Source organism: Streptomyces sp. NPDC058525, assembly GCF_042719495.1.
Taxonomy (GTDB): domain Bacteria; phylum Actinomycetota; class Actinomycetes; order Streptomycetales; family Streptomycetaceae; genus Streptomyces.
Genome location: NZ_JBHXNP010000040.1, coordinates 19,449 through 36,276, shown reverse-complemented (window position 1 = coordinate 36,276; position 16,828 = coordinate 19,449). Strand labels below are relative to the sequence as shown.

The window sequence follows — 16,828 nt, the reverse complement described above, 5'->3', positions numbered from 1 at the left end:
GCCGGCGGTGCCCTTGTGCGTGGTCCGAGACCGTCGTGTCAGAACTTGTTCCTGGGCGTGATGCCCAGGGACATGCCCGACAGGCCGCGCGCGCGGCCGCCCAGCTTGCCCGCGATCGCGCGCAGCGCCGCGCCCGCCGGGGAGTCAGGGTCGGACAGGACGACCGGCTTGCCCTCGTCGCCGCCCTCGCGCAGGCGGACGTCGATCGGGATGGAGCCGAGGACCGGGACGGTCGCGCCGACCGTCTTGGTCAGGCCGTCGGCGACCTTCTGGCCGCCGCCCGAGCCGAACACGTCCACCATCTCGTCGCAGTGCGGGCACGGCAGGCCCGACATGTTCTCGACGACGCCGACGATCTTCTGGTGGGTCTGCACGGCGATCGAGCCGGCCCGCTCCGCCACCTCGGCGGCGGCCTGCTGCGGGGTGGTGACCACCAGGATCTCCGCGTTCGGCACCAGCTGGGCCACCGAGATCGCGATGTCACCGGTGCCCGGCGGCAGGTCCAGCAGCAGCACGTCCAGGTCGCCCCAGAACACGTCCGCCAGGAACTGCTGGAGCGCCCGGTGCAGCATCGGGCCGCGCCACACCACCGGCGCGTTGCCCGGGGTGAACATGCCGATGGAGATGACCTTCACGCCGTGCGCCGACGGCGGCATGATCATGTTCTCGACCTGGGTCGGACGGCCCTCCACGCCGAGCATCCGCGGCACGCTGTGGCCGTAGATGTCCGCGTCGACCACGCCGACCTTCAGGCCGTCCGCGGCCATCGCCGCGGCCAGGTTGACGGTGACCGAGGACTTGCCGACGCCGCCCTTGCCGGACGCGACCGCGTACACGCGGGTCAGCGAGCCCGGCTTCGCGAAGGGCACCTCGCGCTCGGCGGTCCCGCCGCGCAGCGTGGCCGCCAGGTCCTTGCGCTGCTCGTCGCTCATCACGTCCAGGGACACGGCGACCGAGGTGACGCCCGCGACCCGCTCGACGGCCTCGGTGACGTTCTTGGTGATGGTCTCGCGCATGGGGCAGCCCGACACGGTCAGGTAGACCGTGACGGCGACCGCGCCGCCGTCGCCGATCTCCACCGATTTCACCATGCCGAGCTCGGTGATCGGCCGGTGGATCTCAGGGTCGTTCACCGTCGCCAGCGCGTCCAGGATCGCGTCCTGCTCAGGCACGGCGGCGGAGCTTGTGTCGGTAGCCATGACCCGATGGTACGGCGCGGTAGCACGGCGCAGGTAAGCCCGTCAGCGGTCGCCTTCGTCACGTTCCGGCGGGAATAGCCGCCGCTCGTCCATCTCCTTGATCAGGTCCTGGAACTCGGACCTGATCCAGTCGCGTGTCGCCACCTCGCCCAGGCCCATCCGCAGCGCCGCGATCTCCCGCGTCAGGTACTCCGTGTCGGCGATGGACCGCTCGTTCTGCTTGCGGTCCTGCTCCAGGTTGACCCGGTCGCGGTCGTCCTGCCGGTTCTGCGCCAGCAGGATCAGCGGGGCGGCGTACGAGGCCTGGAGCGACAGCATCAGCGTCAGGAAGATGAACGGGTACTCGTCGAACCGCAGGTCGTCCGGCGCGAAGATGTTCCACAGCACCCAGACGATGATGACGACCGTCATCCAGACGATGAACCGGCCCGTGCCGAGGAACCGCGCCACCCGCTCCGACAGCCGCCCGAAGGCCTCCGGGTCGTACTCGGGCAGCAGGCGCCGGCGCGCCGGGCGCGGCAGGTCCAGCCGGACCCGCGAGCGCGTCAGCGCGCTCGAACCGGTCGACGGGCCGAACTGGCCGGCCTTCGCCCGCTCGCCGCGCTCGAACGAGGAACGCTCCACCCGTTCGGCCGCGTCGGCCAGCCCGTGCTCGCGCGCGGACTGCCGGGCCGCCTCGCGGCGCTCCCGGATCTGCTCGCGCCGCCGCTCGCGCGACTGCTCGCCGCGCCCCCGCTCACCGGCCACGCACGGCCTCCTCCGAGTGGAAGTCCGTCTCGCGCCAGTCGTCCGGCAGCAAGTGGTCCAGTACGTCGTCCACCGTCACCGCGCCCAGCAGCGAGCCGCTCTCGTCGACGACCGGGACGGCCACCATGTTGTAGGCGGCCAGGTAGCTGGTCACCACCGGCAGCGAGGCGTCCGGCCGCAGCGGCGGCAGGTCGGTGTCCACGATCGAACTGACCAGGGTGAACGGCGGATCCCGCAGCAGCCGCTGGAAGTGCACCGTGCCCAGGTACTTGCCCGTCGGCGTCTCGTCCGGCGGCCGGCACACGTACACCTGCGCCGCCAGCGCCGGCGACAGGTCCGCCTGCCGTACGCGGGCCAGCGCGTCCGCGACCGTCGCGTCGGGCCGCAGCACGATCGGCTCGGTGGTCATCAGACCGCCCGCCGTCCGCTCCTCGTAGGACATCAGGCGCCGCACGTCGGCCGCGTCGTCCGGCTGCATCAGCGTCAGCAGCCGCTCCTTGTCGTCCTCGGGCAGCTCGGAGAGCAGGTCGGCCGCGTCGTCCGGGTCCATCGCCTCCAGGACGTCGGCGGCGCGCTCCTCCTTCAGCTTGCCGAGGATCTCCACCTGCTCGTCCTCGGGCAGCTCCTCCATGACGTCCGCGAGCCGGTCGTCGTCGAGGGCGCTCGCCACCTCGGCGCGCCGCTTCGGCGACAGGTGGTGCAGGACGTTCGCCACGTCGGCCGGGCGCATCTGCTCGAAGGTGGCGACCAGGTTCTCGGCGCCCTGCCCCTCCTCCTCGAGCGAGAAGCCGGTCACCGCCGACCACTCCACCGTCAGGGCCTCGCCGCGCCGGCGCAGCGCACCGGCCTTGCCCTTCCGTACGAAGATCTTGTCGATCTCCCAGTCCCGGCGGGCCGGCAGCTGCTGGATGGCCACGTCCAGGACGGTGACCTCCTCGCCGGTCGCGTTCAGCTTCACCCGCCGGTCCAGCAGCTCGCCGAGGACCAGCCGCTCGGTGGGGCGCTGCTCGAAGCGCCGCATGTTGACCACGCCGGTGGTGATGACCTGACCCGACTCCACACCCGTGACCCGGGTCATCGGCAGGAAGATCCGGCGCCGGCTGACCACCTCGACCACCAGGCCCAGCAGCCGCGGCGGGCGGCCTCCGACGCGCAGCATCGCGACGAGGTCGCGGACGCGGCCGACCTGGTCGCCGTTGGGGTCGAAGACGGGCACACCCGACAGATGCGAGACGAAGATCCGCGGGGCGCCTGCAACCATCCGAGCGCCTCCTAGAGCGTGAACCAACAGTCCTGCCGCCCCTCAGGCTAGCCCGTGCCCCGCGCAACCGTCCTGGTGGGGCGGTCCGCACGGGGTCCCTCCGGGGGGTTGGCGGCGCGCGGTCCGCGGACGGGTACGCTGCCTGCTGCTCCCCCAGCCACCGCTGGGTGGGGGTGCCCCCGGCCGGAGGCTGGGGAGTACCCCGGCCCGCGACCGACGAGAGGCACGCGTACGTGACCGCCTACTTCCCTGCCGTGCGGCTGCGCCGGGCCGCCTTCATCGGTGCGCTGTGCGCGGGCCTCGCCGTCACCGGTACGGGCTGCGGGGAGAATCCCGACGAGGGGACGAACGGGATCGGCAAGCTCTCCGCCGACAAGATCGAGGCGAAGGCGAAGGCGGCGGCCGGCGAGGCCGACTCGGTGCACCTGTCCGGCACGCTGGTGAGCGGAGGCAAGTCCTTCACGCTCGACATGCGGCTCAAGTCCGACGGCGGCTCCGGCGAGGTGAAGTCCCAGGACGACACCTTCCAGCTGCTGCGGGTGGGGGAGCAGCTGTACTTGAAGGCGAGCGCGGCGTTCTGGGGGCAGTCCGACTCGGCCGGGAAGCTCGGCGACAAGTACGTGAAGGTGCCCGAGGGCGACCCCTCCTACAAGCAGTTCCGCGGCTTCACCGACATGGACGTCCTGCTGGACGGGCTGCTGGGCCTCGAGGGCAAGCTCGCCAAGGGCTCGTACACGAAGGTCGGATCCACCCGCGCGGTCCAGGTCACGGCGGACGAGGGCAAGGGCGGCAAGCTCTCGGTCTCCCTGGAGGGGACCCCGTACCCGCTGCTCATGGAGCGCGCGGGGGGCGCCGGCCGGGTGGAGCTCGCGGAGTGGGGCAAGGCCTTCCCGCTCGACCCGCCGGCGCAGGACCAGACCGTGGACTACGGGTCCCAGCTGCCGACCACGAAGGAAGGCGGGACCAAGGGCTCCGGCCAGGGCTCGAACCCGGCCAAGCCGTAGCGGGTCCCGGCGGGGTCCTAGCGGGAAGAGGTCTTCTTCCGCTTCAGCAGGAGCTTCGGCAGGTGCGCCGGGATCGGCTTGCGGGTGATCGCGGGGGAGTCCAGCGGGGCCGCGGCCAGCGATCCGGCCGGCAGCTCCGTACGGACCGACTCCGGCTCCAGCCGCAGCAGGCGGCACTCCCGCGCCCACCGCTCCGTCATCTCCTCGGAGTCGGGCGCGTTCAGCCGCTTGCCCTTGAGCTCGGCGACCGCGGCCGCCCACTCCTCGCCGCGCGGCGGGAGCTCACGTACCCTCGCCGTCCAGGCCACCAGACGGCCGCCCTTGTCCTTGCTCCGCACGGTCACCTCGGCGGTCGCACCGTCGGCGAGCCCGGGGAACGGCTGTTCGCCGGGCCCGTCGCCCAGTACGTGGGCCGCACCCTCCACCCAGGCGTGCCACAGGGCGCGGTCGGCCCCGGTCCCGCGGACCCAGATCAGGCCGGACTTCTTGGTGGCCTCCTCGACGAGGGCCAGGTCGAGCGCGCTGAGAGTCATGCGCACCAGAGTAGGGGAGGGCCGTACGGGCCTCAGAGCCAGCCGTGGCGGCGCAGCGTCCGGTGGATCGTGAAGCAGATGCCGACGATCGAGGCCATCACCATCGGGTAGCCGTACTTCCACTGGAGCTCGGGCATGTGCTCGAAGTTCATCCCGTAGACCCCGCAGATCATCGTGGGCACGGCGATGATCGCCGCCCAGGAGGTGATCTTGCGCATGTCCTCGTTCTGGGCGACCGTCGCCTGCGCGAGGTTGGCCTGGAGGATCGAGTTCAGCAGCTCGTCGAAGCCCACCACCTGCTCGTGCACCCGCGCCAGGTGGTCGGCGACGTCGCGGAAGTACTTCTGGATGTCGGGGTCCACCAGCCGCATCGGCCGCTCGCTGAGCAGCTCCATCGGACGCAGCAGCGGCGAGACGGCCCGCTTGAACTCCATCACCTCGCGCTTGAGCTGGTAGATGCGGCCCGCGTCGCCGCCGCGCGCGGCGCCCTTCGCGGGGGCGGCGAAGACCTCGCTCTCCACCTCGTCGATGTCGTCCTGCACGGCCGCCGCGACCGCGATGTACCCGTCGACGACGTGGTCGGCGATGGAGTGCAGGACCGAGGAGGGGCCCTTGGAGAGCAGGTCGGGATCGTCCTGGAGGCGGTGGCGCAGGCCCTTGAGGGAGCCCTGCCCGCCGTGCCGGACGGTAATAACGAAGTCGGGGCCGGTGAAGCACATCACCTCGCCGGTCTCCACCACCTCGCTGGTGGCGGTCAGTTCGGCGTGCTCGACGTAGTGGATCGTCTTGAAGACGGTGAAGAGGGTGTCGTCGTAGCGTTCCAGCTTCGGCCGCTGGTGCGCGTGCACCGCGTCCTCGACCGCCAGCGGGTGCAGGCCGAAGGTGGCCGCGATCCCCGCGAACTCCTCCTCGGTCGGCTCGTGCAGGCCGATCCAGACGAAGCCGCCGTCCTCGCGGACCCTGCGGATCGCCTCACGGGGCGTCAGGCAGACGGGGCCCAGCACGCGCCGGCCGTCGCGGTACACGGCGCAGTCGACGACCGCGCTGCTCGCCGACGGGTCGCGGGTGGTGTCGTACCGGGGCTGTGCGGGGGTGGACTTGCGCAGCGACGGACGGACGGCCGCACGCAGGTAGGGCAGCATCGACATGGCAGGCTCCTTCGCGCGCACGGCTGCGGACCGTGCGGGTGGGAGACCCTCACCGCCGCCGGAGGACGCGCAGGCCCGGGCAGGGGGGAGGGAACAGGACGGGAGGACAAAGTTCTGCCGTCGCTCTTCTACTGATCAGGAGATCAAAGGGGGCGGGAGACGCCCGTCACAGAAGTGGAAGAGCGATTGGTACTGCACGGTCGACTTCGATCCATCGCAGCCCCACCTCCTCCGGCCGGTCCCCCGTGAGGGACGTCCTGTCGCCGGAGCGTGCCACCAGCGCTTCTTCAGCGCGGCCCCGACCAGCTGTCAACACTATCAGCCGACGGATGGTCAAGACGCGTCCTTTACCCGGCTGATACGAGTTCTATGCTCGCTCCATGGCAGAAATTCTGGCCCTCGTGGAGGCTCGGCTGCACACCGCGTTCGGCGTACCCGACGCACGCGCCGCCGTCACCTTCCTGGGCACCGACCGTATCGAGGTACTCCGTTTCACCGAGGGCGACCTCGTGCGGTACGCGACCCTCGGGATGTCCGCGCACCCGATGACCGATCCGACCGCCGTGGTCGCCGACCCCGTGCGCGGGCCGCGCGCCGAGCTGGTGCTGACCGTGCGCGCCGGGCTGGCGGCCACGGACAAACTGCTCAGGCCGCTCGCGGTACTGGCCGCGTCACCGCAGGTCGAAGGGCTGATCGTGGCCCCCGGGGCCTCCCTGGAGGTGGGTGAACCCCTCTGGGAGGGCGCGCCGTTCAGCTCCGTCCTGGTGGCGGAGCCGGGCGGTCTGGTGGAGGACCTGGAGCTGGACGAGCCCATGGACCCGGTCCGCTTCCTCCCGCTGCTGCCGATGACGGCGAACGAGGCCGCGTGGAAGAGGGTGCACGGGGCATCCGCTCTTCAGGAACGCTGGCTCGCGCGCGGCACGGATCTGCGGGATCCTCTGCGTACCGCAGTCGCACTGGACTGAGCCCGGACGGGTGATCGCGTCTTGACGGCGCGCCGGGCGGGGAGGAGCGTGGCTTCTTATGAGGGGCGAACCAAGTTGCCCGAAGTGCGGTGGCCGGGTCAGAGCGCCCGGTCTCTTCTCCGACTCCTGGCAGTGCGCGGTGCACGGCGCTGTCTACCCTCTGCAACCCGTCATCCCGCCCAGCGTCGAAGGCCTCAGCGTGGTCGTGCACCGGACGCGCGTGCCGGTGTGGATGCCGTGGCCGCTGCCGGTGGGATGGCTGTTCACCGGGGTCGCCTCCGCCGGTGACGACCGCAGCGGGGGCCGGGCGACGGCGGTGGCCTGCTCGGGTCCCGGCCCGCTGGGCGGCATGGGCGAGCTGCTGCTGGTCGCCGAGGAGCTGGGAGTGGGCCTCGGCGCGCGCTTCGCGGGCATCGACGGCCCGGACCCCGGCTCGCACCTCGACGTCTCGGCGCCGCCGCACGCCAAGGTGGTCGCGGCCGGCCGCCCGACCCCGCTGTGGCACCTCAAGGGAGCCCCCGACGACCGGGCCGTCTTCGCGGGCGAGGCGCGCGGCCTGTGGCTGTGGGCGATCGTCTGGCCGGAGCAGTCCGGGCTGCTGATGTACGACGAACTCGTCCTCACCGACCTCCGCGACGCGGGAGCCGAGCTCGAACTGCTGCCGTGCGGGGCACTGAGCCCCCGCATCCTCGGGCCGGGCTAGGCACACGGGCGCACTGCCCGGCCAGGGCGCGGGGGCGCAGTGCAGGCCAGGGCGCGGGGGCGCAGTGCCAGGCCAGGGCCCGGGGGCCCGTTGCCCGCGGGGTCCTTCGGCCCGGCTATCCTGGAGTGCCCCCCTTCCGTACCACCACCCCTGGAGCCCGGCTGTGCGCATCGACCTGCACGCCCACTCCACGGCTTCCGACGGTACGGACACCCCCGCCGAGCTGGTGCGCAATGCCGCCGCGGCCGGGCTGGACGTGGTCGCGCTGACCGACCACGACACCGTGGGCGGGTACGCCGAGGCCGTCGCCGCGCTGCCCGCCGGGCTGACGCTGGTGACCGGGGCCGAGCTGTCCTGCCGGCTCGACGGGGTCGGGCTGCACATGCTCGCGTACCTCTTCGACCCGCAGGAGCCCGAGCTCGCCCGTGAGCGCGAGCTCGTACGGGACGACCGCACCCCGCGCGCCCAGGCCATGGTCGGCAAGCTCCGGGCGCTCGGCGTGGACGTCACCTGGGAGCAGGTGGCCCGGATCGCCGGGGAGGGCTCGGTGGGGCGGCCGCACATCGCGACCGCGCTGGTCGAGCTGGGCGTCGTACCCACCGTCTCGGACGCCTTCACGCCCGACTGGCTCGCCGACGGCGGCCGCGCGTACGCCGAGAAGCACGAGCTGGACCCCTTCGACGCCATCCGCCTGGTCAAGGCGGCCGGCGGGGTCACCGTCTTCGCCCACCCCGCCGCCGTCAAGCGCGGCGAGTGCGTGCCCGAGGCCGCGATAGCGGAGCTGGCGGCCGCGGGCCTGGACGGCATCGAGGTGGACCACATGGACCACGACACCGGCACCCGCGCGCGGCTGCGCGGCCTGGCGGCGGACCTCGGACTGCTGACCACCGGCTCCAGCGACTACCACGGCAGCCGCAAGACCTGCCGGCTCGGGGAGTACACCACCGACCCCGAGATCTACGGCGAGATCACGCGCCGTGCGACGGGGGCCTTCCCGGTGCCCGGCGCCGGCGGACGCGTGGGTTAGCGAGTCCTGGGCTCAGCTCCACCCGTCCCACCCCTTTTCTCTGCGCGTTCTCTTCGCGACACCCCTCTCTCCTGCAAGGCATCACTGTGTTCGACTTCGCCGTCTTCGGATCCCTTTTTCTCACGCTTTTTGTGATTATGGACCCCCCGGGGATCACGCCGATCTTCCTCGCCCTCACCTCCGGGCGCCCCGCCAAGGTGCAGCGCAAGATGGCCTGGCAGGCCGTCTGCGTGGCCTTCGGCGTCATCGCCGTCTTCGGGATCTGCGGCCAGCAGATCCTGGACTACCTGCACGTGTCCGTGCCGGCGCTGATGATCGCCGGTGGTCTGCTGCTCCTGCTCATCGCGCTCGACCTGCTCACCGGCAAGACCGACGAGCCCAAGCAGACCAAGGACGTCAACGTCGCGCTCGTCCCGCTGGGCATGCCGCTGCTGGCCGGTCCCGGTGCGATCGTGTCCGTGATCCTGGCCGTGCAGAAGGCCGACGGCTTCGGCGGCCAGCTGTCGGTGTGGTGCGCGATCATCGCCATGCACGTCGTGCTGTGGCTGACCATGCGCTACTCGCTGGTGATCATCCGGGTCATCAGGGACGGCGGCGTGGTCCTGGTGACGCGGCTCGCCGGCATGATGCTCTCCGCGATCGCCGTCCAGCAGATCATCAACGGCGTGCTCCAGGTCGTACGCGGCGCCTGACGCGCGACGGGCCCGTCCCGGCCCCCGTCCCGCCCGTCCCGTCCCGTCGTGGACATGCGAACGCCCCCGCACCGGTCCGGTGCGGGGGCGTCTACGTCCGTGCGGTGGTGGTGGGCGTCAGCAGGACGCCGTCTCAGCCGGTCGGATCAGGATGCGCTGGCCGACGGCCGCGGCCTGCTGCACGATCCGGTTGACGGAGGCCGCGTCCACGACGGTGCTGTCCACGGCGGATCCGTCGACGTCGTCCAGGCGCAGAATCTCGAAGCGCATGGGGCTTCTCCCTTCGTCGGTGTTTCTCCTTGCGTAGGTATAACGAAGTGTAGACGGCAAACATTCCCTACGCTAAGGAAATTTTTTCACTGGCTAACTACTCGGGGGTGCAGGAGTCCCAGAAGGCAGCCAGCGCACCCGCCGTGACCTGCGGATTCTCCGCATTCGGCGAGTGCTCGGCGCCCTCGACGATCACGCGCGAAGCACTCAGGCGCACCGCCATGTCGTCCATCAGCGGCACCGGCCACGCATAGTCCACGACCCCGGACAGCACCAGCTTGGGCAGCGCCACGGCCGCCAGCTCCGCGACCCGGTCCGGCTCCGAGATCAGCACCCGGCCCGTCCCGATCAGCTGCTCGGGGACGGTGGCCAGCCACCGCTCGCGCAGGAACTCCGTCAGCTCGGGCGCATCCGGGACTGCGTTCTCGGGGTCCTGCGCGCGCATCGCCTCCCACACCGCCGGCATGTCCTCGCGCAACGCCTCCAGAGCCGCCACCAGCAGCTTCGTACGCGCCTGCTGCTCCTCGGAGATCGCGGCGGGCCCGCTGCTCAGCAGTGTGAGCGAGGCGAAGGGGGCCGCGTCGCGCAGCACCGCGGCGCGCGAGACCAGCCCGCCGAAGGAGTGCCCGACCAGATGGACCGGGCCCCCGCCCAGCGCGGCGGCCTGCGCGAGGACGTCCCTCCCCAGCTCCTCCACGGTGTACGCGGACTCCTCGCGCGGACCCGGGCTCTGGTACTGGCCGCGGCCGTCGACGGCGACGACGCGGTACCCGGCGCCGGCCAGCGGCTCCAGCAGCCCGATGAAGTCCTCCTTGCTGCCCGTGAACCCGGGGACCAGCAGGGCGGTCCCGCGGACGGGCGCACCGGCCTCGTGCACGGCGAACGCGCCACGGGCGGTGTCGAGGAGGTACGCGCGGGCGCGCGGGGGCAGGGAGAGGCGCGGCGGCTTGCTCATACGGCTCACGTTACTGGCCGGTCGGCGGCGCGGTTCCGCGGGACGGCCGATACCGGTACGCCGATGGCCCGGCCCCCCAGGACGGGGAACCGGGCCATCGTGACGGTGCTTACGCCTCCGGCGCGGCCGCGGCCTTGCGGGTGCGGGTGCGCTTCGGCTTCGCCGGGGCCTCCTCGGCCACCGCGGCGGCCGGAGCCTCCGGAGCGGCCTCGGCGACCTTGCGGGTCCGGGTCCGGCGGGCCTTGACCGGCTCGACGGGCGGCGCCATCTGGAAGTCCGGCTCCGGAGCCGCGTCCACGACCTTGCGGACGCGGGTGCGGACGGCGCGGGCCTTGACGGGCTCCACGGGCGGGGCCATCTGGAAGTCCGGCTCGGGAGCCGACTCGACGGCCTTGCGGACGCGGGTCCGCTTCGGCTTGACCGGGGCCTCCTCGGCCGGGGTCTCGACCACGGCCGCCTCGGCGACCGCGGCGACGGCCTTGCGGGTGCGGGTGCGCTTCGGCCTGGCCGCAGCCTCCTCGGCCACCACGACCGCGGCGGCCTCGACGATCGCGGCGGCCTCGGCGACCGGCGCGGCCGCCACGGCCGGAGCCGCCTCGGCGACGGCCACGGCCTCGACGGCCTGGGCCGGCACCGCGCCCACACGGGTACGGCGGCGGCGCGGCCTGCGCGGCTCGTCGGCGGCCGGGGCCTGCGCGGACTGCGGGGCCTCGGCCGCGGGTGCGGCGGCGGCCTCGGAGCCCAGCTCCGCACCACCACGGGTACGGCGGCGCTGACGCGGCGTACGGGTGCGCGCCGGGCGCTCCTCGGTGACCACGGCGGCGGCGGCCGGACCGCGGCCGCCACGGGCACCGCGGCCGCCGGTCTCGCCCAGGTCCTCGAGGTCCTCGGCCTTCAGGCCGGCCCGCGTGCGCTCGGCGCGCGGCAGGACGCCCTTGGTGCCGGCCGGGATGTTCAGCTGCTCGAACAGGTGCGGGGACGTGGAGTACGTCTCGACCGGGTCGTGGAAGTCCAGCTCCAGCGCCTTGTTGATCAGCTGCCAGCGCGGGATGTCGTCCCAGTCGACCAGGGTGACGGCGATGCCCTTGTTGCCCGCGCGGCCGGTGCGGCCCACGCGGTGCAGGAAGGTCTTCTCGTCCTCCGGCGTCTGGTAGTTGATGACGTGCGTCACGCCCTCGACGTCGATGCCGCGGGCGGCGACGTCGGTGCACACCAGCACGTCGACCTTGCCGTTGCGGAACGCGCGCAGGGCCTGCTCGCGCGCACCCTGGCCCAGGTCGCCGTGGACGGCGCCCGAGGCGAAGCCGCGCTTCTCCAGCTGCTCGGCGATGTCGGCCGCCGTGCGCTTGGTACGGCAGAAGATCATGGCCAGGCCGCGGCCCTCGGCCTGCAGGATGCGGGAGACGAGCTCAGGCTTGTCCATGTTGTGCGCGCGGAAGACGTGCTGCGCGATGTTGGCGACGGTCGCGCCCTCGCCGTCCTCGGACACGGCGCGGATGTGCGTCGGCTGGGACATGTACCGGCGGGCCAGGCCGATGACCGCGCCCGGCATGGTCGCCGAGAACAGCATGGTCTGACGCTTCGGCGGCAGGTGGTTGATGATCTTCTCGACGTCGGGCAGGAAGCCCAGGTCGAGCATCTCGTCGGCCTCGTCGAGGACCAGCGCGCGGATGTGCGACAGGTCCAGCTTCTTCTGGCCGGCCAGGTCGAGCAGGCGGCCCGGGGTGCCGACGATGATGTCGACGCCCTTCTTGAGCGCCTCGACCTGGGGCTCGTACGCGCGGCCGCCGTATATGGCGAGGACGCGGACGTTACGGACCTTGCCCGCGGTCAGGAGGTCGTTGGTGACCTGGGTGCACAGCTCGCGGGTCGGAACCACCACGAGGGCCTGCGGGGCGTCGGTCAGCTGGTCCGGGCGGGCCCGGCCGGCCTCGACGTCCGCGGGGACGGTGACCCGCTCCAGCAGGGGAAGGCCGAAACCGAGCGTCTTGCCGGTTCCGGTCTTGGCCTGGCCGATGACGTCCGTGCCGGAAAGGGCGACGGGAAGGGTCATCTCCTGGATCGGGAAAGGGGACACGATGCCGACGGCCTCGAGGGCTTCGGCGGTCTCGGGGAGAATCCCGAGGTCTCGGAACGTAGTCAGGGTGCTGCCTCTTCTGTGAGACGCGGCCCGAGGCGGCGAAGGGGGTCGTACCGTGCCTGGCTATGCCGTACTGCTACGTACGAAGCTGCGCGGGACCACTGCCGTCGCTCAAGCGCTCTTGCCGCTGAGGGGGCCCCTCGTGCGGGGAGGCACGCGTCTGCGCACACACCACACCACTGAGGGCGGTCGGTTTGGAGCCGATCGGGCCACCGACCGGGCATCCTCATTCAGATGGCCCGCCGAGTATCCGGCAGGCGCATTACCACTGTACCCCGGAATCGCGCAGCTGTGTCGGGCGAATTCATCACCGCGGCACGTTTAGGCAGACCGGCGGTGACCAGGCGTGGTGACTTGAGGCGCCTTTCGGCGGGCTATTGTGCGGAGCATGTCGACCGTAGAAAACGCCACGCCCGCCGACGACGGCACCTCCGCCGAAGCCGAGGGCATCGCCGCCCAGGACTGGGCGGCCGCCTCCGCCTCGCCGCAGTACCGGGCCGCCGTCGTGGACCTGCTCGGCGCGCTCGCGTACGGAGAGCTCGCGGCCTTCGAACGCCTCGCGGAGGACGCGAAGCTCGCGCCCACCCTCGACGACAAGGCCGAGCTCGCCGCCATGGCGTCCGCCGAGTTCCACCACTTCGAGCGGCTGCGCGACCGGCTCGCGGCGATCGACGCCGAGCCCACCGCCGCCATGGAGCCCTTCGCCAAGGGCGTGGACGACTTCCACCGCCAGACCGCGCCCTCGGACTGGCTGGAGGGCCTGGTCAAGGCCTACGTCGGCGACTCGATCGCCAGCGACTTCTACCGCGAGGTCGCCACCCACCTCGACACCGACACCCGGGCCCTGGTCCTCGGCGTGCTCGACGACACCGGCCACGGCAACTTCGCCGTCGAGAAGGTCCGCGCCGCCATCGAGGCCGACCCGCGCTGCGGCGGCCGCCTCGCGCTGTGGGCCCGCCGGCTGATGGGCGAGGCCCTCTCGCAGGCCCAGCGCGTGGTCGCCGAGCGCGACGCGCTCTCCACCATGCTGGTCGGCGGAGTCGACGGCATGGCCGCCGGCTTCGATCTCGCGGCCGTCGGCGAGATGTTCACCCGGATCACCAAGGCGCACACCAAGCGGATGGCAGCCCTCGGCCTCGCCGCCTAGGCGCCGCCGCGGCCCGGAACCGGGCCGCGCGTACGACGGCCCCGGCACGGAGTCATCCGTGCCGGGGCCGTCGTGTGTCAGGGGTCAGCCCCGGGTCGGGAGCGAAAACGGAGTCCTGTGCGAGGGCCTGCGGGGCCCGGAGGCCGGCCGGAGGAGCAGGGACAGCACCACCGCCGACACCAGCACGGCCCCGACGAAGGTCGCGGTCAGGGTGTTGTGCCCCGGGCCGAGCGCGAAGTGCGTCAGATAGGCCCCGAACAGCGCCCCGAGCACCCCGCTGACCAGCACCACCCGCAGGGCGGGCAGCCGTCCGGCGAGCATCCGCGCGGCTGTCGCGGACAGGGCGAGGCCCAGCAGGGCAGAGCCGAGCACTTCCATCAGCAGCATGAAGTCCCTCCCACACGTCAGGGCAAACGCCGTCACTGCCGTCCTACCCGAAGCGGAAGACACGGAAACGGCCCGGTGGAGCCAACCACCGGGCCGTTTCAGACAGTTCTCGGCACGTCAGGTGCCATCGCGTCAGAGCGCTCCGAAGCCGACCTTGCGCGTGCTCGGCTCGCCAAGGTCGACGTACGACAGGCGGTCGGACGGCACCAGGACCTTGCGGCCCTTGGTGTCGGTGAGGCTGAGCAGCGGTGCGGTGCCGGACAGCGCGGCGGCGACGATGCTCTCCAGCTCCTCGGCGCTCAGGTCGCTCTCCAGCACGATCTCCCGGGGTGCGTGCTGCACGCCGATCTTGACCTCCACGGCTATGTCCCTCCGACGGTCCGTTTCGCGCGATCAGCCGCGCCGTACGCGGTCCACATTAGCCCGGAGAGGGGACGGGAACCGCGCGTAGCGGACACGCTCGCAGCGAACAGCGCCGGAGGCGACGGCGCACCCGGCCCTCCCGGAGGCCGTCCCGCGGCTCGGCCCCGGGCGCCCGCGGCTCAGCCTTCGGCGCCCTGGTCGCCGCCCTGCTCGCTGCCGTGCAGCGGGAATCCCGCGATGCCGCGCCAGGCGAGCGAGGTCAGCAGGCCCACCGCCGTGTCCCGCGCGACCGGGCTCTCGCTCGACAGCCAGTAGCGGGCCACCACCTGCGAGACCCCGCCCAGGCCCACGGCCAGCAGCATCGACTCGTCCTTGGACAGGCCGGTGTCCTCGGCGATGACGTCGGAGATGGCCTCGGCGCACTGGAGCGAGACCCGGTCGACGCGTTCGCGCACGGCCGGCTCGTTCGTCAGGTCGGACTCGAAGACCAGCCGGAAGGCGCCGCCTTCGTCCTCCACGTACGCGAAGTAGGCGTCCATCGTGGCCGCCACGCGCAGCTTGTTGTCGGTCGTCGACGCGAGCGCCGTGCGCACGGCGAGCAGCAGGGCCTCGCAGTGCTGGTCCAGCAGCGCCAGGTAGAGGTCGAGCTTGCCGGGGAAGTGCTGGTACAGCACCGGCTTGCTCACGCCGGCCCGCTCGGCGATGTCGTCCATGGCCGCGGCGTGGTAGCCCTGCGCGACGAAGACCTCCTGAGCCGCGCCCAGCAGCTGGTTGCGCCGGGCCCGGCGCGGCAGTCGCGTGCCCCGCGGACGCGCTGCCTCGGTCTGCTCGATGGCTGTCACGCCGCCTCCCACTTTCTCTAAGAACACAGTGCGCTGTGCGCCGCGCGGCCATCGTACTTTTCGGTAACCGAATCTGGTGGGTTCAAGCCGAGTTTTCTCGCGGTACGGACCGGTCGGACGTGCTGGTCAGCGGTAGTCGTCGTCGTCCAGGGGCACCACCCTGGCCTGCTCCACGGCGTCGCCGTCATTGGCCTCGCCGCGATCCACACCGGTGACCCGGTCGTCCTCCTGCGACGGCTCCACCTCGGTCAGCTGCTCGGCCAGGTCCGCCTCGGGCGCTTCGGGGTCGGCGGCTTCCGGAAACGGCTCCCGGAAGGTGTCCGGCTCCGCAGGGTCGACAGTCATACCGCTCCCCTCGCTTCCTTGTGCTCACTACGAGCCTAGGAGGCTTGCGGATACCCCGCTATACGGATCGCCATGCCTCTGTGACCGCGAACACAAGGAGTCCGGCGTGATCGTCTCGTAACATTGCCGCATGTCTTCGACCGAGCTGCCGGGTGTACGGTCCACCGCCGAGCCCTCCGCCCCGGCGGGAGCGGTCCGGGTGGCCGATGGAGAGCAGCTGCGCACCGTCGCGCTGCCCGGGCTGGAGCTGGCGGTCCGGGTGCGCCCGCCCGTCCGCACGGACCTGCCGCCCGCCCTGTTCGTCCACGGACTCGGGGGTTCCTCCCAGAACTGGTCCGAGCTCATGGGGCGGCTGGCCGACACCGTCGACGGCGAGGCCCTCGACCTGCCCGGCTTCGGCTGGTCCCCGCCGCCCGGCGACCGCGACTACTCGGTCACCGCGTTCGCCCGCGCCGTCATCCGGTACCTCGACGCCGCCGGACGCGGGCCGGTCCACCTGTTCGGCAACTCCCTCGGCGGCGCCGTCTCCACGCGCGTCGCGGCCGTCCGGCCCGACCTGGTGCGCTCCCTCACGCTGGTCTCGCCCGCCCTGCCCGAACTGCGCGTGCAGCGGTCGGCCGTGCCGACGGCGCTGCTCGCCGTACCGGGGATGGCCGCGCTGGTGGGCCGGATCGCCCAGGGCCTGACCGCCGAACAGCGCACCCGGGGGGTGACGGAGCTCTGCTACGGGGACCCCGCACGGGTGACGCCGGAGGGGTTCCGCAACGCGGTCGAGGAGATGGAGCGGCGGATGGCGCTGCCGTACTTCTGGGAGTCCCTGAGCCGTTCGTCCCGCGGCATCGTCGACGCCTACACCCTCGGCGGCCAGCACGGACTGTGGCGGCAGGCCCAGCGGGTACTCGCACCGACCCTGCTGGTCTACGGTGGCAGGGACCAGCTGGTCTCGTACCGCATGGCGCACAAGGCGGCCGCTGCCTTTCGGGGCTCGCGGCTGCTGTGTCTGCCCGAGGCCGGGCACGTGGCGATGATGGAGTACCCCGAGGTGGTGGCCGCCGCCTTCCGGGAGCTGCTCCAGGACACCGAAGACGGCAGAGGCTGAG

The 16,828-nt window shown here is 72.2% G+C and carries 19 protein-coding genes; 7 read left to right on the top strand and 12 right to left on the bottom strand.

Going from position 1 to position 16,828, the window contains the following annotated elements:
* Nucleotides 1-38: 38 nt before the first annotated feature.
* The 3 genes from ACFWP3_RS19840 to ACFWP3_RS19830 form a co-directional block, all read right to left on the bottom strand.
* Nucleotides 39-1,199: an Mrp/NBP35 family ATP-binding protein gene (locus ACFWP3_RS19840; RefSeq protein WP_384222628.1), complete on the bottom strand. Its 1,161-nt coding sequence runs from the start codon at nt 1,197-1,199 to the stop codon at nt 39-41.
* Between the two features lie 42 nt (nt 1,200-1,241).
* Nucleotides 1,242-1,748 carry a DUF1003 domain-containing protein gene (locus tag ACFWP3_RS19835; protein ID WP_384222707.1) on the bottom strand — a complete coding sequence of 169 codons (507 nt, stop codon included), beginning with the start codon at nt 1,746-1,748 and terminating at the stop codon, nt 1,242-1,244.
* A gap of 187 nt (nt 1,749-1,935) precedes the next feature.
* Nucleotides 1,936-3,207 carry a magnesium transporter MgtE N-terminal domain-containing protein gene (locus tag ACFWP3_RS19830; protein WP_384222625.1) on the bottom strand — a complete coding sequence of 424 codons (1,272 nt, stop codon included), beginning with the start codon at nt 3,205-3,207 and terminating at the stop codon, nt 1,936-1,938.
* Nucleotides 3,208-3,440: 233 nt separating this feature from the next.
* On the opposite strand from ACFWP3_RS19830, the gene ACFWP3_RS19825 reads away from it, so the two are divergent.
* Nucleotides 3,441-4,211, top strand: coding sequence for a hypothetical protein (locus ACFWP3_RS19825; RefSeq protein ID WP_384222622.1), 771 nt, complete (start codon nt 3,441-3,443; stop codon nt 4,209-4,211).
* Between the two features lie 17 nt (nt 4,212-4,228).
* Here ACFWP3_RS19825 and ACFWP3_RS19820 read toward each other — a convergent pair whose 3' ends face one another.
* The gene (locus ACFWP3_RS19820) at nt 4,229-4,744 is read right to left on the bottom strand and encodes a hypothetical protein (protein ID WP_384222619.1); all 516 of its coding nucleotides are present in this window, start codon (nt 4,742-4,744) and stop codon (nt 4,229-4,231) included.
* Between the two features lie 32 nt (nt 4,745-4,776).
* On the bottom strand, nt 4,777-5,892 hold the full coding sequence (locus ACFWP3_RS19815; protein WP_384222616.1) for a magnesium and cobalt transport protein CorA: 1,116 nt from the start codon (nt 5,890-5,892) through the stop codon (nt 4,777-4,779).
* A gap of 380 nt (nt 5,893-6,272) precedes the next feature.
* Here ACFWP3_RS19815 and ACFWP3_RS19810 point away from each other — a divergent pair, with 380 nt between their 5' ends.
* From ACFWP3_RS19810 to ACFWP3_RS19795, 4 genes are all read left to right on the top strand, one after another.
* Nucleotides 6,273-6,857: a suppressor of fused domain protein gene (locus ACFWP3_RS19810; protein ID WP_384222613.1), complete on the top strand. Its 585-nt coding sequence runs from the start codon at nt 6,273-6,275 to the stop codon at nt 6,855-6,857.
* A 58-nt stretch (nt 6,858-6,915) separates the two neighbouring features.
* A complete protein-coding gene (locus ACFWP3_RS19805) occupies nt 6,916-7,560 on the top strand; it encodes a DUF6758 family protein (RefSeq protein ID WP_384222610.1) in 645 nt (214 codons plus the stop codon).
* Between the two features lie 163 nt (nt 7,561-7,723).
* Complete coding sequence (locus ACFWP3_RS19800; protein ID WP_384222608.1) at nt 7,724-8,587, top strand: PHP domain-containing protein; 864 nt, start codon at nt 7,724-7,726, stop codon at nt 8,585-8,587.
* A gap of 86 nt (nt 8,588-8,673) precedes the next feature.
* Nucleotides 8,674-9,279 (top strand): MarC family protein, encoded by a 606-nt coding sequence (locus ACFWP3_RS19795; RefSeq protein WP_384222606.1) that lies wholly within the window; start codon nt 8,674-8,676, stop codon nt 9,277-9,279.
* 117 nt (nt 9,280-9,396) lie between these two features.
* Here ACFWP3_RS19795 and ACFWP3_RS19790 read toward each other — a convergent pair whose 3' ends face one another.
* From ACFWP3_RS19790 to ACFWP3_RS19780, 3 genes are all read right to left on the bottom strand, one after another.
* The gene (locus ACFWP3_RS19790) at nt 9,397-9,549 is read right to left on the bottom strand and encodes a hypothetical protein (protein ID WP_215149874.1); all 153 of its coding nucleotides are present in this window, start codon (nt 9,547-9,549) and stop codon (nt 9,397-9,399) included.
* Between the two features lie 97 nt (nt 9,550-9,646).
* Complete coding sequence (locus tag ACFWP3_RS19785) at nt 9,647-10,504, bottom strand: alpha/beta fold hydrolase (protein WP_384222603.1); 858 nt, start codon at nt 10,502-10,504, stop codon at nt 9,647-9,649.
* 109 nt (nt 10,505-10,613) lie between these two features.
* A complete protein-coding gene (locus ACFWP3_RS19780) occupies nt 10,614-12,557 on the bottom strand; it encodes a DEAD/DEAH box helicase (RefSeq protein WP_384222600.1) in 1,944 nt (647 codons plus the stop codon).
* 475 nt (nt 12,558-13,032) lie between these two features.
* Between ACFWP3_RS19780 and ACFWP3_RS19775 the strand changes: the two genes are divergently transcribed.
* The gene (locus ACFWP3_RS19775) at nt 13,033-13,791 is read left to right on the top strand and encodes a ferritin-like fold-containing protein (protein WP_384222598.1); all 759 of its coding nucleotides are present in this window, start codon (nt 13,033-13,035) and stop codon (nt 13,789-13,791) included.
* A gap of 84 nt (nt 13,792-13,875) precedes the next feature.
* Here the strand turns inward: ACFWP3_RS19775 and ACFWP3_RS19770 are convergent, their stop codons facing one another.
* The 4 genes from ACFWP3_RS19770 to ACFWP3_RS19755 all read right to left on the bottom strand — a co-directional run bounded on the left by ACFWP3_RS19770 (nt 13,876) and on the right by ACFWP3_RS19755 (nt 15,728).
* Nucleotides 13,876-14,178: a hypothetical protein gene (locus tag ACFWP3_RS19770; protein ID WP_384222596.1), complete on the bottom strand. Its 303-nt coding sequence runs from the start codon at nt 14,176-14,178 to the stop codon at nt 13,876-13,878.
* Nucleotides 14,179-14,310: 132 nt separating this feature from the next.
* Entirely contained in the window at nt 14,311-14,538 is a 228-nt protein-coding gene (locus ACFWP3_RS19765; protein ID WP_069921827.1) for a DUF3107 domain-containing protein, read from the bottom strand.
* A 182-nt stretch (nt 14,539-14,720) separates the two neighbouring features.
* Nucleotides 14,721-15,383 carry a TetR/AcrR family transcriptional regulator gene (locus tag ACFWP3_RS19760; RefSeq protein ID WP_384222593.1) on the bottom strand — a complete coding sequence of 221 codons (663 nt, stop codon included), beginning with the start codon at nt 15,381-15,383 and terminating at the stop codon, nt 14,721-14,723.
* A 126-nt stretch (nt 15,384-15,509) separates the two neighbouring features.
* On the bottom strand, nt 15,510-15,728 hold the full coding sequence (locus tag ACFWP3_RS19755; RefSeq protein ID WP_384222592.1) for a hypothetical protein: 219 nt from the start codon (nt 15,726-15,728) through the stop codon (nt 15,510-15,512).
* 130 nt (nt 15,729-15,858) lie between these two features.
* Between ACFWP3_RS19755 and ACFWP3_RS19750 the strand changes: the two genes are divergently transcribed.
* Nucleotides 15,859-16,827, top strand: coding sequence for an alpha/beta fold hydrolase (locus ACFWP3_RS19750; RefSeq protein ID WP_384222590.1), 969 nt, complete (start codon nt 15,859-15,861; stop codon nt 16,825-16,827).
* Nucleotide 16,828 lies beyond the last annotated feature (1 nt).